Origin of the sequence: Achromobacter pulmonis (assembly GCF_021733725.1) — a bacterium.
Lineage (GTDB): Bacteria > Pseudomonadota > Gammaproteobacteria > Burkholderiales > Burkholderiaceae_B > Achromobacter > Achromobacter pulmonis.
In genome coordinates this window covers 1,384,469-1,410,653 of sequence record NZ_JAIFOT010000001.1, presented here as the reverse complement: position 1 = coordinate 1,410,653, position 26,185 = coordinate 1,384,469, and the positions used below count along the sequence as shown (strand labels likewise).

General features: G+C 59.6%; 21 protein-coding genes and 1 pseudogene. 15 read left to right on the top strand and 7 right to left on the bottom strand.

Annotated elements, in window-relative coordinates; genetic code table 11:
• Positions 1-3: 3 nt before the first annotated feature.
• Positions 4-339 (bottom strand): PepSY domain-containing protein, encoded by a 336-nt coding sequence (locus K2W61_RS06455; RefSeq protein ID WP_236755257.1) that lies wholly within the window; start codon positions 337-339, stop codon positions 4-6.
• Positions 340-954: 615 nt separating this feature from the next.
• On the opposite strand from K2W61_RS06455, the gene radC reads away from it, so the two are divergent.
• The 12 genes from radC (at position 955) to K2W61_RS06395 (ending at position 8,754) form a co-directional block, all read left to right on the top strand.
• Positions 955-1,413: a RadC family protein gene (radC, locus tag K2W61_RS06450; RefSeq protein ID WP_236755256.1), complete on the top strand. Its 459-nt coding sequence runs from the start codon at positions 955-957 to the stop codon at positions 1,411-1,413.
• A gap of 205 nt (positions 1,414-1,618) precedes the next feature.
• Positions 1,619-2,029: an antirestriction protein gene (locus K2W61_RS06445; protein WP_236755255.1), complete on the top strand. Its 411-nt coding sequence runs from the start codon at positions 1,619-1,621 to the stop codon at positions 2,027-2,029.
• Positions 2,030-2,333: 304 nt separating this feature from the next.
• Positions 2,334-3,233, top strand: coding sequence for an N-6 DNA methylase (locus K2W61_RS06440; RefSeq protein ID WP_236755254.1), 900 nt, complete (start codon positions 2,334-2,336; stop codon positions 3,231-3,233).
• Between the two features lie 299 nt (positions 3,234-3,532).
• Positions 3,533-4,180 (top strand): DNA methyltransferase, encoded by a 648-nt coding sequence (locus K2W61_RS06435; RefSeq protein ID WP_236755253.1) that lies wholly within the window; start codon positions 3,533-3,535, stop codon positions 4,178-4,180.
• Positions 4,177-4,428 carry a hypothetical protein gene (locus tag K2W61_RS06430; RefSeq protein WP_236755252.1) on the top strand — a complete coding sequence of 84 codons (252 nt, stop codon included), beginning with the start codon at positions 4,177-4,179 and terminating at the stop codon, positions 4,426-4,428. Before K2W61_RS06435 ends, K2W61_RS06430 begins: the two co-directional genes overlap by 4 nt.
• 3 nt (positions 4,429-4,431) lie before the next feature.
• Positions 4,432-4,626 (top strand): DUF6900 domain-containing protein, encoded by a 195-nt coding sequence (locus tag K2W61_RS06425; RefSeq protein ID WP_236755251.1) that lies wholly within the window; start codon positions 4,432-4,434, stop codon positions 4,624-4,626.
• Between the two features lie 480 nt (positions 4,627-5,106).
• Positions 5,107-5,379 carry a hypothetical protein gene (locus tag K2W61_RS06420; protein ID WP_236755250.1) on the top strand — a complete coding sequence of 91 codons (273 nt, stop codon included), beginning with the start codon at positions 5,107-5,109 and terminating at the stop codon, positions 5,377-5,379.
• Between the two features lie 12 nt (positions 5,380-5,391).
• Complete coding sequence (locus K2W61_RS06415) at positions 5,392-5,814, top strand: thioredoxin domain-containing protein (protein ID WP_236755249.1); 423 nt, start codon at positions 5,392-5,394, stop codon at positions 5,812-5,814.
• 72 nt (positions 5,815-5,886) lie between these two features.
• Positions 5,887-6,036 carry a hypothetical protein gene (locus tag K2W61_RS06410; protein WP_236755248.1) on the top strand — a complete coding sequence of 50 codons (150 nt, stop codon included), beginning with the start codon at positions 5,887-5,889 and terminating at the stop codon, positions 6,034-6,036.
• Positions 6,037-6,061: 25 nt separating this feature from the next.
• Complete coding sequence (locus tag K2W61_RS06405; RefSeq protein ID WP_236755247.1) at positions 6,062-8,047, top strand: ParB/RepB/Spo0J family partition protein; 1,986 nt, start codon at positions 6,062-6,064, stop codon at positions 8,045-8,047.
• Between the two features lie 118 nt (positions 8,048-8,165).
• The gene (locus K2W61_RS06400) at positions 8,166-8,486 is read left to right on the top strand and encodes a type II toxin-antitoxin system RelE/ParE family toxin (protein ID WP_236755246.1); all 321 of its coding nucleotides are present in this window, start codon (positions 8,166-8,168) and stop codon (positions 8,484-8,486) included.
• Positions 8,470-8,754: a BrnA antitoxin family protein gene (locus tag K2W61_RS06395; RefSeq protein ID WP_054490081.1), complete on the top strand. Its 285-nt coding sequence runs from the start codon at positions 8,470-8,472 to the stop codon at positions 8,752-8,754. The genes K2W61_RS06400 and K2W61_RS06395 overlap by 17 nt, the downstream gene beginning before the upstream one ends.
• Positions 8,755-9,715: 961 nt before the next feature.
• On the opposite strand, the gene K2W61_RS06390 is transcribed toward K2W61_RS06395, so the two are convergent.
• The 4 genes from K2W61_RS06390 to K2W61_RS06375 form a co-directional block, all read right to left on the bottom strand.
• Positions 9,716-10,858, bottom strand: a complete 1,143-nt coding sequence (locus tag K2W61_RS06390; protein WP_125285059.1) for a hypothetical protein — start codon at positions 10,856-10,858, stop codon at positions 9,716-9,718.
• A 100-nt stretch (positions 10,859-10,958) separates the two neighbouring features.
• On the bottom strand, positions 10,959-11,297 hold the full coding sequence (locus K2W61_RS06385; RefSeq protein ID WP_236755245.1) for a DUF3223 domain-containing protein: 339 nt from the start codon (positions 11,295-11,297) through the stop codon (positions 10,959-10,961).
• Positions 11,298-11,307: 10 nt separating this feature from the next.
• Positions 11,308-13,530: a S8 family peptidase gene (locus K2W61_RS06380; protein ID WP_236755244.1), complete on the bottom strand. Its 2,223-nt coding sequence runs from the start codon at positions 13,528-13,530 to the stop codon at positions 11,308-11,310.
• On the bottom strand, positions 13,530-14,720 hold the full coding sequence (locus K2W61_RS06375; protein WP_236755243.1) for an AAA family ATPase: 1,191 nt from the start codon (positions 14,718-14,720) through the stop codon (positions 13,530-13,532). Before K2W61_RS06375 ends, K2W61_RS06380 begins: the two co-directional genes overlap by 1 nt.
• A 322-nt stretch (positions 14,721-15,042) precedes the next feature.
• Here K2W61_RS06375 and K2W61_RS06370 point away from each other — a divergent pair.
• Positions 15,043-16,431 (top strand): annotated as a pseudogene (locus K2W61_RS06370) (transposase).
• 238 nt (positions 16,432-16,669) lie between these two features.
• Here the strand turns inward: K2W61_RS06370 and K2W61_RS06365 are convergent.
• On the bottom strand, positions 16,670-17,344 hold the full coding sequence (locus K2W61_RS06365) for a hypothetical protein (RefSeq protein WP_236755242.1): 675 nt from the start codon (positions 17,342-17,344) through the stop codon (positions 16,670-16,672).
• A gap of 205 nt (positions 17,345-17,549) precedes the next feature.
• The gene (locus tag K2W61_RS06360; RefSeq protein WP_236755241.1) at positions 17,550-20,846 is read right to left on the bottom strand and encodes a hypothetical protein; all 3,297 of its coding nucleotides are present in this window, start codon (positions 20,844-20,846) and stop codon (positions 17,550-17,552) included.
• Between the two features lie 873 nt (positions 20,847-21,719).
• Between K2W61_RS06360 and K2W61_RS06355 the strand changes: the two genes are divergently transcribed.
• Both K2W61_RS06355 and K2W61_RS06350 read left to right on the top strand, forming a co-directional pair.
• Positions 21,720-24,050 carry an AAA family ATPase gene (locus K2W61_RS06355; protein WP_419761635.1) on the top strand — a complete coding sequence of 777 codons (2,331 nt, stop codon included), beginning with the start codon at positions 21,720-21,722 and terminating at the stop codon, positions 24,048-24,050.
• Positions 24,047-26,002, top strand: a complete 1,956-nt coding sequence (locus K2W61_RS06350) for a UvrD-helicase domain-containing protein (protein WP_236755240.1) — start codon at positions 24,047-24,049, stop codon at positions 26,000-26,002. Before K2W61_RS06355 ends, K2W61_RS06350 begins: the two co-directional genes overlap by 4 nt.
• Positions 26,003-26,185 lie beyond the last annotated feature (183 nt).

Genomic DNA, 26,185 nt, shown 5'->3' with positions numbered 1-26,185 from the left:
CGGTCAATCTTGCTTGTCGTGGCCATCATCGTGATCCGCCTTGTCCTCGGCAGACGAGATGACCGTGCCCTTTTCGGCATCGACCCGGACATCGAAGACTTTTGCCCCGCTGACAACTTCCACGTCGTAGACCCAGCCTTGCTTCGAGTTTTCGTACTCGGCGCGTGATGCCTTGCCATTGGCGTGCTGCTCGGCAACGGCGACGGCCTGGGTGAGAGCAATCTTGGCCTTGGTGATCGCCAGGGCGTCGTTTTCCATGCTGCCTTTGGCGGCATAGGCGGCAGCGCCAGTCGTAGCAATGACGATGGCCAGTAGGGCGAGTTTGGTGTAGCGGTACATGAGCATCTCCAGAAGGGTGCAGGGATTTGCACGGTGGAGAACTTACGCAGACAAACTTAGCTGCCACTGAGGCGAGCCGTTACTGTTATCGCGAGGGAGAGTTGGGATTGGCTTGGCTCACTTTATTTCCTGCCTTTTAAGACGACCTCAAGAGGAAGGAAGAATTGAGATCTTCGGCACAAGAGCCTAGTTCTCCTTGCTCCGATTAGCGCAGCTGCCTTGGTAAGTATTCGGTCGCGCGAAATACTCGTCAGTGAACTCCCTGCACGAAGCCCCCCCGGCAAATCTGGACTCGTCCGATTATATTGGCCACTGGAAAAGACTATCCCATTGGCGGAATATTTGGCAGAATCAAGACCCGGTCATGTTTTTTCGCGGATGCCGATGAGCAAACATAGATTTGCCTTGAGCGGGGTATACCATGCGTTTCTGAACAATTGGCGCCCGTTTGTCCTGGGCCTGCTGATTGTCTTCACCGCCGCGATCTCGTGCGTTTTGTATTTTTATGGCTCTGAGCGTGCTGAGCGCGCAGCGGTCGCTATTGGCGGAACATTAATTGGAATGCTGCTCATTGGTTTTTTCGTATGTAGACGTTGATCCTCAATAGAAAATTCAGTGAGCCATGTCCAGCTTGAGCCAAAAGAAATCCTCGCCGCGGCACGCGAGGTCGTTCTGCAGGAGATCCGGCGTGGCCAGCCTATGGATTCGCCGAAGCTCGTGCGCGAGTTCCTGCAGCTGCGGTTGAACCGCAGTCTGGAGCACGAAGTGTTCGGCATCATGTACCTGAACCCGCGTGCCGAACTGATCGCATATGAAGAGCCGTTCCGTGGCACGTTGAGCAGCGCGCCTGTATACCCACGCGAGATCGTCAAAGCTGCCCTGGCGCACAACGCGGCGAGCGTGATCTTGGCGCACAACCATCCGAGCGGCCATGCCGAGCCGAGCGCGGCCGACATCAACATAACGCGTCATCTCAAAGATGCACTTGCGTTGGTCGGCACCAACGTCCTCGACCACCTGATCGTGGGTGGCGGCAAGATCGTCTCGTTCGTAGAGAAGGGGATCATGCCTTGACCTGCAGCGCCTGGCCTGGCGCTGGTGTCAGGCCTTGGGCGCATCTTTGCCCTGCGCACGCCGGGCTCAAGGGGCTTTCGCGGCATATAGCCGCTCGCTGCGCTCGCTTTATATTCCACGACCCCTTGCCCCCGGCGCTTGTTCCGCAGGGCGCCAGTGCTCCCGTCCCGCCACCCGGCCGGGCCCTACTTCTGAGGAGCACGATATGACCCAACCCATTCTATCCGTCGCACGCCTGGTGCCCGATGGCGATCGCACCGACTTTCTGCCCAGGGCGTTCGGGCGCCGCCTGATGCTGCGCGGCGAAATCAGTGTCTACAACTGGCTCGACCGTCTTTCGAAAGATTATGCGGGCGGCTACTGGCACTACTACGAAATTCCGAACGGCTTTTACATGGCGCCGGCCGACTACAAATCGCTTCGCATCGAATGGCCGACGAACTGGTGCGATCGCATCATGTCGGCGGACGCCGCCGGCATCGTGGCCACGCTCTTCACCCTCTGCGAATTGTGCGGTCAGTATCCGAGGGTCGACTTGATCGAGAAGTACCACGCGCTGCGCGACTTCGCCGGCGAACACGCCGAGGCAAACGCCATCTTCGCGGCGATCGATTGACGCTATCCCGGCCCGCTTCGGCGGGCCCTTCTTCTGCGCGCCATCAGGCTATCGAGGCGCAGTCCCTGCTAAGTGGCGCTGCAGGGCAACGGCTGCGCTTTGAAGTTGGACCGTTGAAAGCCATACGGGGTGGCGGGTCTGCTTTCCCGGTCATGATGCCACGCCGTTCTCGCGTTCAAGTGCGGCGCGGTGCCGGCTTTGCCGGCACCGCTTGCGGCCGCGGCCGTCTTCGACACTTGAGCGCTGCGCTGCGCCGTGCCTCTCAAGTTCCGGGCATTCCCGCCCTGGCAACCGGAGAGATCAAATGGCCAAAACCTCAAATGCACAACAGCGTCGCTTTCTGAACAACGCCGACGCACACCGGAAGGAGATCGTCGGCCTGCTACGCCAAGTGGCACACACGCGGGGGATCGACCGCGTCTGGAGCGATTGGGTGGAGATCTGCGCGATCGCATTGGCCCGTGCCGATCTCGCGCAACAGGAGGTGCGCGAGCAGCGCTACCTGCAGATGATCGCCCAGTACGAGCGGTCCGAACTCGACAAGCTCGTGCAGGCCTTCGCGCACTTGGTGATGTCCTACGAACTGCGCGTTGAGGCGGCAGACTTTGGCGATGTCCTGGGGAGCACCTTCATGATGCTGGATATGGGCAACGCGGGCGCCGGTCAATTTTTCACGCCATACGAGGTGTCGCGCCTGATGGGAGGCATGATGATGGGCGATGGCCAGGCGCTGGTCGACAAGACAAACGAGCAAGGATTCGTCCGCGTGCTGGAGCCGGCCTGCGGCGCAGGCGGCATGCTGATAGCGGCAGCACACGCGATGCACGAAGCTGGCCTGAACTACCAGCAGTGCATGCACGCGACGGCGATCGACATCGATCAGCGCTGCGTGTACATGACGTTCATCCAACTCGCGCTGCTGCACGTGCCTGCCGTGGTCATTCACGGCAACGGCCTGACAGGGGAATGCCGTGGCCAGTGGTTCACGCCGGCTCATATCCTGGGCGGCTGGAGCGCACGGCTTCGGCGCCGGGAAGCGGAAGAGGGCGCTCGAGCGCTCGTGCAGGAGCCGGTGGCCAAGGTAGTGGCGCGTGCTGACCTGGGTGCGGCTGACGCTGACGTGCCCGAGGTCGAGCAGCCGCTGCAGGTGATTCCGAAGTCGATTCGCCAGGCTGCCGTAGCTGGCCAGATGTCGCTCTTCTAGTGAGGTTGCGATAGCCCCACCCGGGGCCAGGCGCGCCGGCGGCGCGCCATCCTCTTCCCGTGGGTGCCATCAAGCACTGCACGGTGCACACAGTCGCATCCCCCTCCCGCACGGACGACCGGGCCGCGGCACGCGGCTTTGTAGCCGCGGCCCATCTTCAAGGGCTTTCGCGGCATAAACCGTTCGCTACGCTCACTATTTATTCCACGTCCCTTGACCGCGCTCTCATGGGCTGCGCCCGCATGCCCCGTGCAGTGCAATGCAGATCGGCTGACATTGCTGCACGCAAGGAGCCAACCATGAGTCGTGTTGTCCTGGGCGATTGCCTGTCCATTCTCCCCACCTTGCCGGATCGCTGCGTCGACCTGGTGCTGACCGATCCGCCATATCTCGTCAACTACGTGGACCGCTCCGGCCGGAGCATTGCGAACGATCGTACTGATGAGTGGCTGGCGCCCGCATTCGCGCAGATGTTCCGCGTCCTTCGCGATGACGCTTTCTGCATTTCGTTCTACGGCTGGAATCGTGTTGACCGATTCTTTGCGGCCTGGCGCGCCGCCGGCTTTCGCGTTGTCGGCCACCTGGTTTTCGCAAAGCAGTACCAATCCAAGGCCCGATTTCTGGCGTATCAGCATGAGTCCGCGTACTTGTTGGCTAAGGGCCAGCCGGCGTTGCCGGCCGAGCCCTTGCCGGACGTCATGCAGTGGAAGTACAGCGGCAACCGCCACCATCCCACGCAAAAGCCCGTCGGGTGCCTGGCGCCGCTGATTGAGTCTTTCAGCCGCCCGCGGGACATTGTGTTGGATCCCTTTGCTGGTTCCGGTTCGACGTGCGTTGCCGCCCGCCAGGTCGGACGGCGGTTCTACGGGATCGAAATGGACCCGAAATATCACGCGGCCGCGGTGGAGCGTCTACATCTGGCCCAGCAAGAGAGGATCGCAGCATGAACCACAAGAGCATCGATTTGGAGGGGTTGTCTTCTTTCATGCGGGGGTACGGGCGCACGAACCGTGATGGTCTGGTGACCATTGCCGAATATCGCGGATGGCCGGCACTTGCCCGCAGGGAGGTGGACCGACGTATGGAGAAGGTACTGGAATCACTTCCGCATCTCGAAGTGGTCGCCATAGCGAATGGCGAAATTCATCTCAACGACTTTGCCCGCGAAATTCTGGCCAATCTGGAGATGGAGTAAACCATGGAAAAACCCACACTTTCCGAAGGTGCGCAGCAGGAACTGTTGCGTATTGCACGCGAGCATCTATTTTTGGAGACGCTTGAAACCCGAAAAAGTGGCTTGGATTTTCGGGGGCAAGCGGTCTGGTGCATTAGAGATGCCCTGGAGGCCGCCTACCTGGCCGGGATGGTGGATCACTACCGGAAGAGACACTAGGGCGTGTCCCTACGCCTGACGGCTACGGGCCGGGCTCTCATGCTACGCATCGGGCCTGGCGGCGCTGCGCGCTGTCGCTTGCCCACGGCCTTCGGCCGAATTTGAGCCCTACGGGCTTGGGGCGCTCGCCGCGCGGCCGACTCGGGATCGCTATCGAGCAGGCGCAATGCCTGTCCTGTAAGTCCGCCGCCCTAAACCGCCGACTGTATCACTGCGTTCCTCGTTCCAAGGGTTCGCTTCGCCGGGTGCTCTCCCGTTCGGTGCTCGGCCTTCGGCCTGCGCTCCGCATGCGGCATCCGCGCCCGCCCTTTCCAGTCGTCTCTCCGTGATCCAGCACGGCAAGGGCGACGAACTAACAGGACGGGCGGCAAACAACGCGCAGCCGCCGAACTGCGAAACCCGATTCGAAAACCTACGCAGGGGCTCGGAATCTTCAGTCCAGGTCAGCACTTCAAACCAAACGATTGCACAGGAAATTCCATGGCTAACACCGTACAGATTGCAAATGACTCCAAGCCGGTTGCAGTTTTTCTTCGCGGCTTGAACGCCCGCCTTGGATGGGCAAAAGCAGGTCGTGAAGGCGACTCGATTTCCGCCATGCAAGCCGCAGAGGGCGACGGCTACCACGACTTTCAAGCCGGACGTGCTTGGACTGACGTCCCGCCGCTGCTCGCGGATGTCCCGGAATTGGCGGCTTCTTGGTCCAAGGGATGGGATCACGCCTACACCTGGACCTTGCCCGAATCTTTCTGACAAGGAGCCCAAATGCCTACTAACGTCGTGCTCTACATCCGGCCCGCTTGCGCCCAAAGTGACCTTTCTAAAGTCGCTCTGACCGATCGTGGGATCAAGTTCACTTTGCGCAGCGCCACGGATTACGCAGCCGCCCTCTCGGCCAAAGGCTTCTCGTCCGCGCCCGTGTTGACCGTCACAGTTGAGAACGAGTTGATCGCATGGGAAGGCCATCGCCCGGAGCTGATCGAAATGCTGGCCGACTTGATGGACACCGGCCCGGTTGGTGCGCACGGCCTGCGCGACAGGGACGTGGCAGAGGACGCGGTGCTGACCCGGTTCAAAGTCATGCAGGAGATTCGCGACCATCAACTGAGCGCCGAAGGCTTTTTCGCCGATCACGGAAACCACCCGCTGTATCGCGGGCGCGACCTGTTGAACTGGCTCGGCTACTAAACGAAAAGCCCCTACTCGGCTGCAACCGATAGGGGCTTGCACCTCGACCCACCCGTCAAAAGGAGAATCGTGATGAACCACGACTTTATCAGATTGGCGCATGACATGCGCCGCGCCCATCGGCTGGGCCTGAGCTTTCGCATCCCCGCGATGACGATGCGCCAGCTTACCGCCCTCATTGCCGCGCTCGACGCGGCCGAAGTCCCCGCCCAACTGCACTGATCTCGATAACGACTGGAACCCAATCATGAACCTCGATTCCAACGAACTCGCCGCCGTTCACGCCGCCGCAACGCGCATGGATATCCCCCATTCGCAACTGCGTCTGAGCGACACGTATCAAGCCCGTGGCGCGCAGGACCGCAAGCAGGACGCGGAGATTTTTGAACTGAAAGCTACTATCCAGGCGATGGGCGGTTTGTTGCAGAACCTCGTTGTTGTGGCCGCGCCGGACGGTTCCTATGAGGTGTGCGCGGGCGGCCGGCGCTGGACGGCCCTCGGCCTGCTGATCGACGACGGGGTTTTTCCCGCCGATTACCCGGTCCCGTGCCTCGTGATTCCGGGCGATTATGCGCACCACGCCAGCCTGATCGAAAACGTCGGACGCAAAGCGATGCACCCGGCAGACGTGTATGCGGGATATGCGCGGCTGCGGGCCGAAAACTGGACGGTGGCGGCCATCGCCGCCGCGCATGGTGCGTCGGAGTCGGCCGTCAAGAAGCTGCTGGCGCTGGGTAGCGTGTCACCCACGCTCATGCAGTTGTTCCGGGACGGCAAGATCAAGATGGACGAAATGCAGGCGCTGGCGTCTGTCTCTGACCATGCCCGCCAGGAGGCGGCATGGAAGGCGTCGGCGGGCCAATACTGGAACCGCGATGACCACATTCGCCAGTTGCTGGCCGAAACGGAAATGCGCGGCGATTCGCCCTTGGCGCGGTACGTGACGGTCGCCGCATACGAGAAGGCGGGCGGCGAGGTTCGCCGGGACCTCTTTGAGAACGACGCCTATCTCGCCGATCCGGAGAAGGCGCGCAGCATGGCCGATGCCAAGATGCAGCGATCCAAGCTGTTCAAAGCGGTGCAGGCAGAGGGCTGGTTGTGGGTGGAATGCCGCGTGTCTTTCGAGTATGCGGACAAAAAGCCGTTTGGCGAAATTCAGCGCGTCCACCAGGAGCCCAGCAAGGCCCTGGCCAAGCTGATCGACGGACTGCAAAAGAAGATCGAAACGGCGCGGCCGAAGCTTGCTGAACTGCAAGAGGTTGACGGCTACGACGATGCCGACCTGGACAAGGTTCGTGGTGTCATTCGCGGCTACGAAGGGCAAATCCGGGAAATCCGGGCCGAGCTTTACAACTACCCGGCCGACTTGAAAGCCCTGTGCGGTGCGATTGTGCACCTGGACTATCAAGGCGAATTAACCGTCACCCGTGGCCTGATCCGCCAGGACGAGCGTGACGCGGTGGCCCAGGCCATGCGCAGCGGCGACGGAGACGGCCAGCCGACGGCGGGGGTGGACTTGCCCCCCGTCATGACCCGTCCTGTGCATTCCGAGGCCCTCACCAACCGGCTCCAATCGCAGCGCGTCATTGCCCTCCAGGCCGAAATCATGGCTCGCCCGACGCTCGCGCTCAGCCTGCTTATCGAGCAGATGCTGGGTGATTTCGACAGGACTCGCCGCAGCAGCGCCGGAGACACGTTCGATCTTTCGATTCGGACTGCACACTACGAACTGGCGAAGACGGACGAAGGCATCAAGGAAAGTGCGGCCTGGTCGGCGGTCCACGCTCAAATTGAGGCCGTGACGAAGCAGGTTCCAGAAGACGGCGCGGCGGTACTGCCATGGCTGTTGAAGCAATCGCACGCGGACCTCATCGATTTGCTGGCTGTGCTTACCAGCGTTTCGATTTACCGCCGCCAAAGCCATGCCTATGGTGAAGAACCCCGTCACCTTGACCGCTTGAGCGCAGTGATTGGCCTGGACATGGCCAAGTGGTGGAAGCCGACCACGCAATCCTACCTTGCCCACGTGTCAAAGGACCGAATTGCGGCGGTGGTCACCGAGGCGCTCGATGCAGAGCAGGCGAAGCCGCTGCTTGCCATGAAGAAGGCCCAGGCCGCTGCCGCAGCCGAGCAACTGCTGGAAGGGAACGGCTGGGTGCCTGAAATGATGCGCGTTCAACCTCTTGAGATCGAAATGCCGGTTGAACACCCAATGGGCGAGATGGAGGCGTAACCCGCGACGCCCTCCAATGCAAGGCCGTCCGAAGGCGGCCTTGCTCGCGTTGCGCAGGTGAACGGCGGTCAGATGGGTAGGGCTTGCCCTTCAATTAAATTGTTAGTACAATTAAATCATGCTAACCGTTATCGAAACCGACGAATTTAGTGCCTGGGCCGAGAAGGTCTGGAGCGAATCCGAGCGGGAGGCATTCGTGGATTGGATCGCGGCAAACCCGGAGGCGGGTGACGTGATTCCTGGCTCGGGAGGGTGCCGGAAGGTGCGTTGGTCTCGCGCCGGCATGGGAAAGCGTGGTGGCGCGAGGGTCATCTACTACTTGCGGTTGGCTAACGGCGAAGTGGTGCTGCTGATTGTGTACGCCAAGGCGAAGTTCGACAACATCTCGGCTGCCGTCCTGGCGAAATTGAAGGAGAAATTCGATGCCCAAGAAAATTGATCCCGAAGTGGCTGAATTCGAAGCCGCGCTCTTGCGCAGTGCTGACCAGGCTGTTGCGGGGCGGTACGCCCGCGTCCACACGCCGGAGCAAATCTCGGCGCGCCGCCGGGGCCGGCCTGTCGGAAGCACTGCGGCCGTGCGTAAATCCGCTACCACCATTCGTCTTGATGTAGAGGTCCTGGCTGCTTTCAAGGCGACTGGGCAGGGGTGGCAGACGCGCATGAACAATGCCTTGAGGGACTGGCTTGAGACTCACCAGTTGACCTGACCAGCACCGGGCTATACCTACGCGCTAAACCTGCGCCAAAGCAAATGGGCCACCTTCGGGTGGCCCATTTGCTTTGTGGAGGCGGTGGCTTTGTGCGGGGCGGCTGATCCCACCGGCTGCGCCGGCGGGGCCGTCCGTCGGACGATGTGAGCGTCCCCCGGACGCTCACCGGCGCCCTTAAGGTCCCCGCCGCCAGGGCGGCGTCGGGCCCCTTAAGGCCACCACACAGGACGCACCCTGCGGGTGCGGTCATCTTTCTGATTTTCTTGTGTTTTTTCTGCGCAGAGTGGTTTTCTTTTGTATGACAACGAAAAAGGCTTCAAACCGCGAAACCTGCGCTAGGCTTGACTCTTGACGCTAGTGCCCGCGTATACAAATGCCGGGTTAGGCTGATTTCGGCGTCGCGATAGGCCCTCTTGTGACGTTACGTCTATGGAACGTGACGCTGCGTCTACGAGCTGTGACATGGTGTCGACATGGTGCGTCCTGTTGTCGACCCGTTGTGACTCCATGTCTACGCGCAGTGACAGGCGTCGAAAAAAGTGCAGAAGAGCAAGCGGCCAAAGCGCCGCTCCCTTTTAGCATCCAATCGAGTGCGGCTGGCCACCTCACACTAACGGCCACTTCCGGTACAAGATTCAGCGATTTCCCCGTCCCGCAAATCACGACCGACCGCATCCGACCCTCAAGAGACATGGATGCCCCGTGCTCAAGCCTTCGTGAACTCCTGAACGGGTGATCTACTTAACCCGCATGGTCAGATAATTTGCGCACGAATGGAACGCCATGTTCGACGCGAGTCAAAGGGGAAAGTGTTGGCAATATGTTTTCGGCCCCGGGTACTGGACTCGGAAATAGTGACGACTATCCTGGGGCGGAACTCGCTTTGTGAAAATCGGCTCGCGCCGTAGTCTGGACTGCGAACTGCCCAAAGGAAGAGGGATCACGTGCACCTGTGCGCTCAATAGAGCGTGTTATCGGTCATGTTTTGCCACAGTATTTTTCGGTCCAACCGTCGTCCGCGATAGATCACTTCGCCGAAGGTTTCGTCGATGATGCGGCGAGGACCATCGCCTTGATAAATGTGTACGTGTATACCTTGCTCTTGCGCTCGATTGGCGGTCCACAATACAGCGGGAGTCGATGACCAAATGTCGAAGTGATGTCCGTCGTACTCGTCCAGATTGATCGAGCGCTCGGGACGGATGTATTCGTTCGCGCGGTGAAACTGATCATGAAGCGGCTTGAGTGGTGTAGAAACGATTTTCCCTGCACTGATGACGCTATCGTTGCCACAGTTGCCGCAGAAATGCTTCGAGTGTGGATGGCGGGCAAAACTTCCTAGATCCAAATGCGGATATCCGCACTTCTTGCAGGTCACGCAATCGGCTTCAGCCTTAGTCTCGATCGAACGCACGAATTCAAATGCCGCAGGCGGGGTTACCTGGATGTGGGTGATCTCCGTACTCGCGAATAGCCCCGCATCCTGATTGTACGAGCACACAATCGCGTCGAAATCGCGATCAAGAGTTTTGCGCTCCACCCCGGCGAAGCGCTTGTGAACATGGATTTTCGGTGCCCGTTTTTCAATTGGGCGACTTGAGAGTGCGGGCGGCAGCGAGCACCAGATGCCGATTTCCTCGAATTCGTTGAAATCGACCACGAGAGGGTCGACGACGTAACTCATGGGCATCGCGTGATTGCTGCAACGCACCTCGCCCGTAGGGGGAAGTGCTTCGCGGTCAGCTATCGTGCCCCAGTGCATTTGGTGCGTTTTGCAATACCAGCGCTTGGCGCCGTTGCGAAATTTACCGCACGGAATGATGTGACAGGGAAGGATCGCGTCGTTTCCTGACTTGCCTTCAAAATGGCCAAAAACCTCTTCGGAACTGACTGCGATATTCCCGATTGTCCGCCCGGCAGCCCAACAGATTGCTGAAGCAGCGGAGAAGTCACGATGGTCCAGGCCGAGTTCGAGATCCTCCTCGTTACCGAGCCTCTTGAGAAACTCCTTCTTGGCCATCCCCGTGCCGGGATTTGACCACTCGCACTCCCACACCTCAACGAGGCCGGTTTCTCGGTTAAGTTTTCGCGAATAGAACATCTTGGTTTTCGTCTGTAATTATGGGCCCGTACGGCACGCTGTTGCGTGAACTGTGGTCATTTTGAGACCCATCGCGGGATGGATTGGAAGGCGCCCGTGCTCAGCCAGGCCGACCTGAAGCGACTCGGACGGCTTCCTTGTAACTGAAGTCGATTTGGGTGCCGTCTACCCGATGCACGTGAAAGCCGTCGCTGCTCCAACCCTCGCCGCGATTGCGTTGCTTTGAGAAGAAGGCGACACCAGCGCCAGCCTTCGTGGCAGCGCCTGGAGGTAGCACGCTGTCATAGACCTGCAGTAATGCCGCTAGATCGGAGTGGTCGTCGACGTCCGTGACACGCTCACCCAGGGTGCTGCGGAAGAGCATTCCCTTGAAATGATCCATGGCTTCACTCTGAGTGCGCCAGTGCCGGCCGTTGGAAAGTTTTACGGACTTGGTCATATTCACCTCATTATTGATCGCCAATGCGGATCGGCAGTGTGATCTTCGGCTCAAGTGCCTTCAGCACGCTATGGGCCTGCAGGATCTCCTCGTGCAGGTTCGTGTGGCGGAGGGCCTCCACGGTGAGCACCAAGGCATATGGAATGAGTTCGCTGCCGGCACTAGCCTGCCCCCCGCCTTCGCGCGCGTTGTAGTGAATATCGAAAGTGGACTCCTGCAGGCTCGTGCCACGCATCGTGTGGCTGGCGTGGAGGACGGTTTCCCACTTGCCCAGGTCGGCCCTTTCCTCCTGCTCGGTGCGGAACTCTTTCGAGGAGAAGAACGACCGCGTCTTGACCTGCTTACCCGACGACTTGCTCGAATGCGGTCGGAAAGTGATCTTCAGGCCGGCTTTGGTGTACGCCGCTGCATCCTCGACATCGACCGGGCTGGCATAGCAGAAGGTCGCCGTCAGCTTCACCATGCCTTCCAGTGGCCCCTTCGGCAAGGGCACGTGCGCACGCAAAAACTTGCCAGGATTCAGGCGCCCCTGATAAACAATGCGGGCCATTCCGTCGCCGCACACGATCAGCTCATTCAGATCTGATGGCACGCGTCCCCAGCCCGTCTCCTCCGCTGGGTCCGTGTCATGTGCATGCGAAGCATGGATCACGAGCGCCTTGATCGTCAGCGGCCTGACCGCCTCACCGAGCACGGCGCGCACGCCGATTGCGCTGCGCAAGGCCAGCGGTGCGGCGAAACTCGTTCCCATCGTCGTGGACAGCGTGGGGCGGTGACCGGTCGCAGCGATATGGAAGTACTCCTTGGGGCAGCCGCCGAAGGCGACTACGTCTGGCTTGCGGCGACCTGGGCTGCGGCCTGGTCCGACGGCACTATAGCCCGCCTTAGCCCACGACTTTCCGGTGTGTGTACAAGCGCCGACCGAAAGAGCGTTCACGCTGTCGGCCGGCACCTGAATGCGATTCAAGCCACCAAGCGACGGTTGCTCGCCATTGTTGCCAGCAGCAACCGTTAGTAGCGTTTCGCCGTCGGACAGCAGGCTGTCGATAAGTGCCGTCCAGCCATGGACATCATCGTCGTCCATCGGTAGTTCGGGGCCCAGGCTGAGGTTGATGAATTGGTACTGCCCGGTCAGTAACACTTCTTCGATGTGGCCCAGCGTTCTGTACAGCTCCAGCCGGTCCTCGTTGCCGGTTTGGTCGTCCAACACCCGGTAGTGGTCGACGTAAGAGTACGGACGAGCGGCCGCCTGTCCTGGCTCAATCGGACCGAACAGCACCGCGGATGTCACGCCCAAACCGTGGTCAAGATACTCGGTGACGTCGTTACCGGAAGGATCTGACTCGACATACTTCTCCACGAACTGGCCGAGCACGTGCTGCGAAGGGAGACCACCATCGAGGACCGCCACCGTGGGTTCTCGGGACAGCGGCTCGGCCCGCGGCACCTCGAAGGGCACCGACAGCGACGTAGCGCGCATGAACGGCCGGAAGCTGCGCAGCGGCGGCATCGGGCGCACGACCCGCATCAGTGCGAACTGGGCAAGTTCCGATAGGCGCTCGGCATTGCCCCGGACGGGCAGGAACATCATCCCGCCCACCGGAATCGCTAGCTCCGTATGCACCTTGAAGCCGCACTGCTCGGCGTAGGCAACGAAGGCGTGCTGCGTGCGAGCGGGCCCGCCGTCTGGCAGAAGGTGCAGGCCCACCTCAAAGACATCCTCGGCAGCATCGGCTACGCCGTGGCGAACGCGGTCGGCCGAGTCCATTGCGGCAATGTCCTCGATTTCAGCGAACTGCAAAGCTGGCCCTGTGAGTTCCTGAAGTGACGCGATCACACCAGGCAGGCGGGCGAAGGTGTCGCGCCGCCCTGCCACAAACAGCTGGGTCGTATCGGACTCCTCGGGTGCCGTCTTGCGCAACTCGACGCGCGGTTTCTTGCGGATGGTCTTGCTTCCTACGGATGTTAGACCCGCTTGCCGCAGGAACCCTTTCGGGAAGAACGTCTTGGCGATGAAGGTCGGATGCAGGTCCAACTTGGCGACCGCGTAGCCGTCGGGGCACGCGGCGCTGGGCAGTTCATTGATGTCGCTCAACGCCTGCAGGACCTGCGGCATCAAATGCTGACGCGCCTGCGCAAGCGTGTAGGGCCGCACTTTCTCCGCAATCATCGGCGGGGGGTCGATGTCATAGGTGAGTAGTTCACCGCGTCCTATGATGAAACGTGTGGCCATCAAGTGTCCTTTCTAGGTCTGCCACGAACAGCAGAGGGGCCGGCGTGTTTGCGGATGGTGTCGCGCGACACGCCAGTAAGCGCGCGTATCTTGTCGTGGGGGAAGCCCGACTTGGCGAGTCGTACAGCCAGCTCGCGCCGCTGCCCAAGCTCTAGCTTGTGGGCGTGCTGGGCGGCAAGCGACATTGCCAGGTCCACCGGATCGACCTCGTCCAGCAGTGCGGCCCTGCGCAGCGCCGCGATGGCGCGCTCGACGTCCGACAGCGACAATCCTTCCATGGAGTACGCGAGTAAGGGAATCACGCCGGAAAAGGATTCCTGGGCGCTGCCCAGGAAACGACGAACCGCAGTCTCCATCAGACCAGCAGGAGGCTTGTCGAAATGCAACACATGGTCGAATCGCCGCCACAGCGCCGGGTCCACCAGCTCGGGGTGGTTCGTCGCGGCGAGCAGGAGGCCAGAGGAAGGCCACGCATCGACCTCCTGAAGGATTGCGGTTACCAGCCGCTTTAGTTCTCCGACATCAGACTCATCACTGCGGCGCTTGGCGATTGCATCTACTTCGTCCAGCAGCAGAACGGCTTCGGAACGCTTGGCATGGTCAAACACGGCGCGAAGATTGTTACCGGTCTTTCCCAATAGGCTGCTCATGACAGTGGTGAGGTCGAGCACCCACAGTGGTTTGCCCAGTTGAAATGCAATCCAGCGGGCTGAAAGGGTCTTGCCCACTCCCGGCGGACCGACGAGGATCGCCGAACGGGTCGGCAGCATTCCGTGCGTTTCAAGCAACGACCTCTGCTGCCGTTCCTTGATGATTGTCTGAATTCCGCGGTCGAGTTCATCGGTGAGCAGTGGCGGCTCCAGACCCTCTAGATCGTCGAACACCCGAATCAATGAGTTCCGCGAATCCGAGTCAATCGGCAACGTCATCGCTTCCGCGGCCGCATCCGGCATCACGCGACGCAGGACCGACTGTGAGGCGCTGCGAGTTGGGGTTGCCCGCAGCGCCTCGCCGAAGCGGCTAGCGAGAACGGGGTGCGACATCCTGTACTTGCGTACCATCTTGGCGAGCAGCAGGCGCACCGCGTCAGGCGACTCCGACGCGGCGAGTTGCGCTAAAATAGCGAAATCCTCTTCCAATTCTGAGAGGTCGTCACTTTTTATTGCGGTCTTCCTATGAATAGCGGGCATTTATGCTTTCCAATAATTGACGAATTATCGCATAGAAATGAAGAGCAATGAGAAATATTTGACGTTGAGCGGGGCCGCGGGCACTCTCGCTGTGGCATCCTACAAGGCTGTTGAGGTAGCTCTCAGTGCGACAGATTGATGCAGCATCTTTTAAGCACTGCATGCAAGGGTCCGCAGTGTCATGGATGCGGTGACTGTCACGCCACTCGACCCGCCGCGGATGGCCGGCGACCGCTTATGGCCGATTCTGTTGAAAAACTCGCGGCCGTCTCGGTCGTCTGGCAGAATTTGCAAAGCGCCAACGAGTTCGGAGAGCACCGACATGATGGGTCATCAAGCGAGCGGGCAAGAGCGGTTGTTCTACGCTTTCAACCTTGAAGACGTCGTTCCGCCGACCCATCTTCTTAGAGCCATCGATCGCTGTCTGGATCTGAAGAACCTCCACCAACACCTGGCGGAGCACTACAGCCATACGGGCCGTCCGTCCATTGACCCCGAACTTATGATCCGGATGCTGATCATTGGGTATTGCTACGGCATCCGCTCCGAGCGTCGTCTGTGCGAAGAAGTTCAACTGAATCTTGCATATCGATGGTTCTGTCGTCTCGGCCTCGAGGATGCAGTGCCCGATCACTCGACCTTCTCCAAGAACCGACATGGACGTTTCCGCGCCAGCGATACCTTCCGCTGGTTGTTCGATGAAGTGGTCCGCCGTTGCATGGCTGTGGGCCTAGTCAAAGGCGAAGGCTTCGCTGTCGATGCCAGCGTCGTGGCTGCTGATGCTAGCCGCCAGCGCGGTGTTCCTGCCAGTGAGGCCACTGACTGGTCGAACCCCGCACTCAGCACGCGTGCCGTGCGCGAGTATCTCGAAGCGCTCGACGACGAAGCGTTCGAACAATCCGTTCCCCGGCGAATCTCGCTGACCGATCCGCAGTCACAGTGGACGGCCGCCCCTGGCGGTCCCGCATTCTTCGCTTATTCGACAAACTATCTGCTCGATACCGAGCATGGCGTGATCCTCGATGTCGAAGCCACCCCTGCACATCGCACCGCAGAAGTGGACTCTACCAAGACGATGGTGGATCGTGTCGAGGAACGATTCGACATCATCCCTGATCGACTCATCGGCGATACCGCTTACGGCACGGCGCCGATGCTAGCGTGGATGGTGCAAGACAAGGGGATAGAGCCGCACGTCCCCGTCTGGGACAGAACCCAGCGCAAGGACGACAGTCTATCGAGCAGCGACTTCGAATGGGATGGCGAGGCCAACGAATATCGTTGCCCCGAGGGCCATGCACTGCGCAGCGAGCGGCGCATGTTCATGATCGAACGCACTCACGTCACCAAGGCGGGCACCGTAATCTACCGGGCCAGCAACACGGACTGCGGTAAGTGCGCGATGTAGCCCCGATGCTGCCCCAATACGCCGATGCGCAAGATCGCTCGCAGCATTCACGAGGATGCACGCGATGTAGCCAGGCGTATCGGCGCCACCGTGCAGTACCAGCGCTCACGTCACGAACGAAAGAAAGTCGAGGTGCTGTTTGCACACCTCAAACGTATTTTGAAGACCAACCGCTTGCGGCTACGCGGACTTACTGGTGCAGCAGACGAATTCACGCTTGCAGCAGCCGTTCAAAACCTACGTCGTCTCGCGATGCTTACCTCTCCGGGGCCACCGGTTCAGGGCACAGGTGCGCCCAGTTGAGGCGAAACCCACCGATTAACAAGGCAATCGGGCATCAGTACCCGGTTCCAATCGAAAAAATGGCGAAAGCCGCCAGGTCATCGGCCTTGTAAGCGCGACAAATCGCGACGCGCAATCGAGTTTTTCAACAAAATCGGCCGGAAGCGGTCGATCGTGCTGTAGCCAACGGTAGTCGACGAGGGCCTGGAGATTGCCCGGCCAGTTGTACATGCCAGAGCCCCGAAAACCCAAAGTTTTATTACTTCTTTGCGACGGGCTTGGGAATTGTCGACATCAACACTTCGGGGTAGGCAACCTCCTGCTTCACACGCTGCCACTCGGCTTTCAAGATGGCTTCCGTCTGGTCTTGCGCTTCGCGGATCAGGTGAATCGTTCTGTCTAGCAGCTCCTTCGCCTCAGCTCGTGTGCGCGCGCCTTGGGTACGATGCAGCGATTTCCTGATGAGGTCGAGGCACTCCCGAAGCTTGACGTGTAGGTCCTTTTTCGGGTTCAGTCGGAACATGAGGCGGATATGTCGCTCCTGATGCTCGCGGTCACGCGCACCGTTCTCCGGTGAAAAAGCGTCAGCGACGTCCTGAAAAATCTTGCTGGCCATCACTGGGTCGATTTCTCCCGCATCATTTTTCGCGTCCTCCTGGACTCGCAATGCCGCACGGGAGCGCATACCATCCCACTTCCATACGATCTCTTGCGACAAAGCCAGATAGAACGCCATGTCTGTGCGAAGCTCATCAATCCACTTTTGGCGCTTATCTGCAACGAAAGTTGCCGTTGTGCGATGTGATACCAGGTGCTGCAGATCAAGCTGCTTCGCAATTTGTCGACGACTTAGATAAGCGATCAAAAACTGTACTGCGACACTGCACGCGGCAACACCTACCGCCCCAGTCCACTCAGTTGTTGTTACTTCCATTGGAACTCACCATCAGCACTATTTAAACGCGAGATGGTAATTGATTTGGCGTGCAGTTGCGCTGTGGCAACCCTAAGGTGCTTTCGGACCACGTTAAAACGCTACGCTCAGAGATATAACTCCTAACGAATACAATCGATGACAGCTCCTGGCCGAGAGCCGCCCTTGTCGACCGGCCGATGACGACCCTAAGCGGTCGGTCGCCCTAAGCCCTATCCTTGATTCGGCGAACGCGCGCCAGCGCGCGCAGCACCGGAGGGTTCCCGATGCCGGGCGGTATGTAGGGATCGTCGTCCGGTCGTAGCGCCATCAAATCGGGATCGTTGTCGCTAACCTCCCACGCCTGCCTGACGTGAAGTTCGCGCATGGGGATCGGTTTGACCGGGATAGGGATTGGCTGGCCGCGCCTCCCTGGAAGATGAAACGGCACAAGCAGAAACGAGCCCGCGTGGGCATAGGCTCCAAGGAAAGCATCAAGATGCGCGCTACTTTTTGGATACATGCGGTTGTTGCGAGTGACGTAGCCGAACAGCTGCCCGCCCTTCAGCTCGTCCCCGAAATGCATCGGCGGGCCGATCGACACGCAATAGGCATTGGAATCTTTGTTATCGACGCCACGCAGGATGGTGATCCGCAAATGCTCGGTGCCATCGTCGCTGCCGATGCGCGCATGCCAGCCGGCAAAAATCTCTTCGGCGGCTTCACGGTTCTCGAAGCAGAGGCCAAGAAACGGAATGTCGTCACATGGCGCGGGCGTGTATATGAAGGCTGAGCCGTTCCACTGTGCCCGGTTCCACGCCTCCACGTCGATCGGAGAGCGCACTTCATAAACAGTATGCGGCATCTCCTTCATGTCAAAGCTGCCAGGCGGCGGCTCGCCTTCACCAAAGACCGGCGGGCCTGCGGGATGTTCGTCTCCAGTAGGCGCCCAAGCTTGGGTGCGTTGATCGGGATAGAGAACGGGCTCTTTCTCAGCGAGGGCCAGCGGTACGGGGACGCCTTTGCCGAAGACGTTGCACGTCATCAGCGGCACGTTGCAGAAGATGAGCGCACGGTCGAATACCCGCTCTTCGACGGCAAGTTGCTCAAGCCATTGCTGGGGTTCGGCGAAGCCCATCATGCGGCCAACGATCAGGGCGAGTGCCTGATGGCAAAAATTTCGGAATGCTTGGGCGTCTTCCCGCGACTCACCTGCAAAGCTCGGGCTGTAGGTTATGATGCCAAGGGAGGAGCCCCGCGCGCTCTCGAACCGGATCGAGGGCGCAGCGATATGCGCCACATCCGCAGCCACACGCACGGTCAACCTGTCGACGTTTGGCAGCACTCGCGCGCCGAGGCTCGTGGCGACGAAGCTCTCGATCACACCCAGGATCGTTTCCGCGATCTGTATTCCCTGCACATCTGCGTCTGTCTCAAAGGTCAGCTTAACGCCGAGGATGCGGGTTGAGAGCACGCGCATGTCATCAAGGGTCAACTTCGGCGCCGTTCGGATGCCGTGTTCCGGCCCGGCATCCCATAGCGCTTGGATGAGGGCCTGCATTTCGTTATCGCCGACATCTGGCGGAATCGAGCTTTCTTCTCGTAGCTGGTCGAGCCGGCCAAGAAGGAACAGGACCGGCATCCGCGCTTCAAACAGCGCATACTCATCAAGAATATCAGGCAGACGCGTGAGGTCTTCTCGCCGATTGAACGGCGCTCTGATCAGCAGCGCGCTCATCAGCATCGCGTTGCCATGGCGGCACCGATCAACGGCTTCGTCGTTCATTCCACGTGCGTTTTGAACGATTAGCTCGAGCTGATGTGTGAGTATGGCGTAGCCCACCCGCCCAAGAGATAGTTCCATACGCATTAGTCCGTGCAGCATGGCGGGGCTAATTGCGCCCAGACTGCCGTCTACCATGGTGCCCGCCGTAACCTGATGGCTGATGACGGAGAGTGCGCAGACCCGCGCCGCCCACCATAATCCGACCTTGTTGTACGCCATGGCAAGGCCGCCCAGCGCGAGCATCAGTTCGCGTTCGAACTCTTTCTTCACAAGGCGATCGATCGCCTTGCCGAACCAGCGGATCGCCTCGTAGGTTTCGCCTTGCTCCAGCTTCTGATGGCCGCGGGTCACCAACATGGTCGCCGCTTCACCCTCACCGGTTCGCTGTGCCTGCACTTCTGCGATGGCGGAAAACAGCGCGTCGAAAGCGTCACTGTCCTTGATATAAGTTCCAAGCTCCGTGAGCGAGTCCGCGAGCTCTTCGAAAGGAAACATGCCGTATCCGTCGGCGCCGGCGACCACTTCGCGAAGCGCCACCCAGATATCGTCCATGGGCTCATCGGGGCGCTCATGGCGGCGATTGATCATCTCGACGAACAATTGCAGCGAGCGGGCATGCAGCGCGCTGTTGGGCCGGGTCTTATCGGCCGCGATATCGGCGAGAATTTTCGCGAGCGTGGCTTTACGCTCCGAGATCTTGGCCTGCGTTTCGTCCAGGGCGCCGGCGAGTACGGCCATGCGCAGCACGGACCACAGGTTTGTCAGCTTGGAGGCCAGCTCTGCATTTCTTAGGTCCACCACGAGGTCTGCGGCATCACCGTACAGCTCTGACAGAAGGTCGAAGTCGTCGAACCAGAAGTTCGCTGTCCACGCCCAGTTATAGACGATCTTGTATTCGAGCAGATGGTTTCCCGCCTTCCGTGCGACGCGGCGGGCCTGCGTAAACCGCCCCTCAACTTCAGAGCGGGGTCGTTCAAGGCCTCGGGCCGCAAGCGCGGCCTCCAGCATGTCTTCAGCGACAAGGGTCGGCAGCCGGGACGTATCCGCAATCTGCGCGTCCAGCGTCTCAAGCTCTTTGATGCGCACTTGGTCACGTGGGCCGGTTTCAGTGGTTTGGCGCTTGAGTTCATCGCTCATGCCGAGGGCGGTCACGGCAAGCGGCGCGCGCCCGTGCTCGAACACGCACTCCAGAATCCAGGCCTGATCAAGGATGGTGACCGGCACGCCATGCTCTTTCAGGAGCGCCAACTCGATGTCGGCCCGGTCTTTCGCGCGCGCATTGCGGCTCGTGATGAAGTAGATTTTGGTGTAGCCGCGATCCGTCTCGGCTATCTTTTTAACGTCGCTGCGGACCTTGCCCTTCCACTGCTCCTTGGCGCTGATCGCAAATGCCCAGCGTTCAGACGCGGCCTCTGGCTGCCCTATGTACCAGCGGTCGGAGATCTCCGGGCTGACTTCGTAGGTTTCAGTATCAACCTTGCCATCTCCTCCGCCACTAGGGCCAGTGTTTGGACGCAAATTTGGGCAGATTTCGACGGCGGCCAGCTTGCGCGCGAATTTCTCGAAAACATTCTCTTCGTTGCGCGCCGTGATCGTATCCAGGTGGTTTGCCAGCACCTCCCGTGTGAGCGCGAATTCTGTGCCGTCTCGTGTGTCTGAAAACAGGTATGGGCGCCGCTTCCGCATAAAGCTGGACGGCACATAACGCGGGCTGTCTTCGGGTAGATCGTCTGTCATGTGCACAAATATAGAGCACGCCGGATAAGCCGGACAAATCGTGCACCGCGCTAATACGATGTAAATTGAGAACCTGATGACGCTTTACTGGGAGCCTGCGCATCTGGAATGCACTCGCAGATATTTTCTCAAGTATCGCGTGCCTAGGAATTTGCGCTGAGTTGCGGCGCCAGTAGGCCTCCGCTTAAGGCTTGTCGCCGAGCGGCTCTACCCCATAGTCATTTCGGTCGCAATGCCGTCAAGCGCCCGTTTGGGCTGTATCTCCGGCGAAGCCGCCTTTACTCCCAGGGTTCTGCCGTGTCGCGCTTCGAAGGCCCGCTTCTGGTCGGAAGTCGTCTATGGTCGATTTTCGACCCGAAGCGGAAGTACGACAGTTCCCCAAGCGGACACAGGCGAACCTCGTCGGAGGACGATTGCTTAATGCAATTTCGTCAGGATCCCAACGAGGCCCGCTACAACGATGCAAGGAAGCCCATGGACTTTAAACCGATTGGCCGAGCAGAGGTTGAGGCGATTGTTCTTAAGCTTCTTCCGCCGAGACACGCTACAGACGCGCTGCGGTTGGCCACTTGAAGCCGGTTGGTTGGCGTGCCAAGGCTACTCTTCATGGCTCTTCTGTTTCTGAGGTGCTTTAACCGACGGCGATACGGCAGATGTATGCCGATATTGACGGAACATTAGGCGCCATATCGGTTTTGTATCAAAATGCCGGTTAGAAGACGAAGGGGGAGGACGTCAGAATGAAGTTTGGGGAGAGTTCGCTTGAGCTCGGTTTCCTGTACCTCTACACATAACAACCGCCGTAGCATCGACGATAACAAATCTAGTGACATGAAGACACATGAAATCCCGGCTGCTGCGGAATCCGCTCGTATAGCAGTCCCTGTAGCTTTCCCAGAAGCGCCTGGAACAGCCACAGCGGCTACAAGCGCAGCAGGGTTCGCCTCTTCGCCCGTCCGCTTAGCTTGCATAGAAGTCTGTAACTTTCGGCGGCTGTCGCGCACTCGTCTTGACCTCGATGAGGAGACCACCATACTGGTGGGGGCCAACAATAGCGGGAAGACCTCGCTGCTTACGGTCCTTCGGAACTTTCTGAGCGAGACATCGGCTTTCCGCGCCTACGACTTGAGCCTGTCGAACTGGGCCAAGCTGCGCGACCTCAGCAAGGCCTGGGAGGTGCTTGCTGATGACCCGACAACCGAGACCAAAGATGAGGAGGCTTGGGCGGCGCAGCTTCAGAAACTTCTCGCATGCATGCCGTTCGTGGACCTTTGGTTCGACGTGAAGGAGGGCGCCTACAACTACGTAGCGCCGTTCATCACATCGCTGAAGTGGGCAGGCGGGGCTGTAGGCGTCCGAGTTCGTCTGGAGCCGGTGTCGACTACCAAGGACCTACGAAAGCTGGCCGGCGCGTATCGCGCTGCCCGGGCGCCCGTGAAGGCTCTGCCGAAGAACGGCCATGCTTGGCCCGTTGACATCATCGACTACTGGCTCGGTAATCCCGCCGACCTTCGCCGTGTTTCTGCATATCGCCTTGACCCGGCAAAGGGGCCGCTTGCGGTCAAGAAGGGCGTGACCCTTCAGGACTTGGCGGCAGGCGCGACGCAAGTCGAAATCAGCCACCTTCGCAAGCTCATTCGTGTTGACTTCGTTGCGGCGCAGCGAGGCCTCGGTGCCGAGGAGGACGAAGCAAAGTCGGAGACGGCGAACTCTCGCCCAGGCTTGTTCTCAAGCCAGCTTTTGAAGTTTGCGCGGCAACATCTGAACGTCTCGACCAGCAGCTATGGGAACGGCGAGGAGCTGATTGCTGCGATTGCGAAAGCGCAGGCAGAGTTGGACAAGTCCGTCTACAACGCACTGCAGCCAGCGATGGAAGACGTCGAGGTGCTCGGATACCCGGGCCTACACGACCCACAGCAGTTCCACTTCCGCACCCGAATCAAGACGACCGACCTACTTGCCCACAGTACTGCTGTGCAGTACAGCGCCGACAAAACGGTCCTAGATGAGGCCCTTCCAGAGCACTCCATCGGTCTCGGATATCAGAACCTGCAGTCGCTCAGCTTCATGCTGGTTTCCTTCCGGACGGCTCGATTGAATCCACCCGAGGGGGCGCCGGCTGCGGTTCACATTGTGATGGTGGAGGAGCCTGAAGCTCACCTTCACGTGCAGGTCCAGCGCAACTTCTCATCCAACGCGTTGGGTCTCATTAAGCCAAAGGGCGAGCCGCATTCGAGCCTCAAGAGCCAACTGCTCATCAGCACTCACTCAAGCCATCTGGCCCATGGAGACAGCTTCACCCGACTTCGATATGTCAAGCGGATTCCAGGTACAGCTACTGGAGCAAAGCCGAGCACGGAGGTGGTGAACCTTGGCGATGTGTTCGGCGACGACATCGAAACCCGGACATTTGCGGAGCGCTATTTCCAGGTACAGCACACCGACCTGCTGTTCGCTGATGCCGCCATCTTTGTGGAAGGAACAGCAGAGCGAATGCTTGTGCCGCTGTTTATCGAACGGGACTTCCCTAGGCTTGCCAAGAAGTACCTGTCGTTCCTGGACATCGGAGGGAGCCATGCGCACAGGCTTAAACCACTTGTGGAGCGTCTAGGCATCCCGACGGCCGTCGTCACCGACCTCGACCCGGTCATCCCCAAGATCAACAAGAAGGGTCGCTTGGTCCGGGCTGCAGTCCACATCGCGGGCCAAGCGGAGCTCGAGTGCGGGAACGACACGCTGACGAAGTGGCATCCGAACCTGCCGAGCTTCAACGACTACGGCAAGCCGACTGCGGCACATCTTGAGTGGGTGTCTCCCACGGGCCTGAAGGTGCGCTTTGCCTGGCAGGCTCCGGTGACTGCAGCGAGTAACCAGTGGCCGAGTTCGTTCGAAGACTCTCTCATCCTTACGAACATCGACTGGTTCAAGAAACTGGACAACGAGAAGGATGTCGATGGGAAGAAGGTGAAGCACGTCGGGACGCTGGGCAAGGTCTTGGGGCTCGTTCTCGACCACCCTGACCACGCGGAGCTTCTCGAGGAACTGCACGACATGCTTCATGGCTCATTCAGCAAGGGGGACTTTGCCGCGACGCTGTTTGAGCGGCTAAACGCTGGCACGAATCTGAAGTGCCCGGACTATATCGCTGACGCACTGACTTGGTTGAGTGCTCAGCTGAAGGTCACCGAGGGGGAGACTCCATGAGCGCGGACGTGGAGCCTAGAGGCAATGAGCGCGATGCTTATGTGGTTGAGGACATCTGCGGCTATGTCACCGCCGCGGCACCGCGCAGCTTTTTCCTGTTCGCTGGAGCTGGCTCAGGAAAGACTCGCACCCTGGTGGAAGTACTCCGCCGAATCACGGGAGTGGTTGAGCATCAAGCCGGCGGCGAGTTCGCTAAGCGCCTGCGTAGCCGAGGTCAAACGGTCCGAGTTATCACGTACACGAAGAACGCCACGGCAGTGGTTGGCGGCAGGTTGGGGGAGAATCACCTGACCGTAGTCTCCACCATCCACTCGTTCTGCTGGGAACTCATCCAAGGCTTCGATGGGGACATCCAAGATGCTCTGCTCGCGTTGAACGCTAACGCCCTTGCGGAAGCCAAGGCGGCAGCAGCGGCGAAGAAGCGTGGAGAGACCGAGACGGACCGCAGAAAGTATGCCGAGATTGAAGAGAAGGCCGATGAGATCCGCGGCATCACCAAGTTCCTCTATCACCCTGACAAGACAACCCATGGTATGGGAGCGTTGTCGCACACGAGCGTGCTGAGCGTTGCGGCGTGGCTCATCAGCAACCGACCTACGCTGCGTCGAATCCTTGAGGACCGCCATCCCCTCGTTCTCATCGACGAGTCGCAGGACACCATGAAGGGCATACTAGATGCGTTGCTCGGCGTCGCTAAGGAGCGACCGGGGAGATTCCATCTCGGTCTACTGGGAGACCATCGACAGCGCATTTATCCCGATGGCCATAGGGACCTGCCATCGCATGTGCCGGACACGTGGGCTGTGCCAGCGCTGAAGATGAACCATCGGAGCCAGAAGCGAATCGTCGACCTCATCAACGCAATCTGGGATGCCGACGTGGTTGGGCGGACCCAGCCGAAGACAGGCTTCGCTCAGCACCCGCGGACGGAGAAGACCGGTGGCATCGTTCGAATCTTCATTGGCAATGCGAACGAGGTCACGGAGTCGAAGATGGAGAAGGAGGCGGGCTGTGCTCGTGTCATGGCTCAAGTTACAGGACAAAACGCCTGGAGTGATGCTGAGAAGGGATACAAGACGCTGGCGCTGGAACACAAGCTTGCGGCCAAGCGAGGACGGTTCCTCGACGCGTACAGCGCGATGCAGCTCCTGGACAAGGATGCTGCGAACCCCAAGAGCAATGGTGAGCGCTCGGGTCCGAACATGGTGCGACCGCTACTTGGCTCGGTCCTTGACTTGGCGGAATGCGTCGACATAGCCGGTCAGCTCGACGAGTTCTCCTCGATGGAGGTACTTAGACAGGCCGCAGCATTAGCAAACCTTCCCGATGATGTGGTCGAAAAGCGAGCGGCCTTGGACAAACTCAGTTCAGCGATAGCAGAGTTCGCGACGCTCACTCGTAAGCCAGGGAGTACTGTTCGCGACGTTATGCGTCCGTTGCTTGAAGCGGGTGTCTTTGAAGTTGATGCCCGCTTTGTGACGGCGTTCAATGATGAGTCTGAGCCTCCGCCGGCTCCAGTTGGCCGAGGCAAGGAGGACAAGGAAGTCAGACGGCGCAGGGGTTGGTGTGCACTCTTCGACACTGAATGGGAGGAGATTGGGCGCTATCGGCAGTACTTGCGTGGTGAAACCGAGTTGGCCACCCACCAGGTGGTCAAAGGTTCAGAGTTTCCGCACGTCATGGTCGTTATGGATGACCTTGAAGCGAAGGGCAGCGGCTTCTCTTACGAAAGGGTATTCGGAGTCGAGGCGCTGAACGATTCCGACTTGGAGAGCATCGAAGAGGGCGATGAGACATCAGTCGACCGGACCCTTCGATTGCTCTACGTCACCTGCAGTCGAGCGGAGGAGAGCCTGGCTCTAGTCCTCTGGTCGAAGAACCCTCAAGCGGCGCGCGAGGCCGTTTTGAAAACTGGCTGGTTTGAGGGCGAAGAGATAGGGATTCTGGCCTGATGGGCTGAGTTCACCGGAGATTGGGTTGCCGGGAAGCAAAAGTACTGGAGATTTCCCTTGTTGCCCCGTGAATACTCACAGATACCCCATGATTCATCTCATGGGAATCCTCGGTTGAGATTTTTGGGGGACCATCAAATGTCACTCGTGGCCATTCGTCGCATCTGCAATGTGGGTTACTAC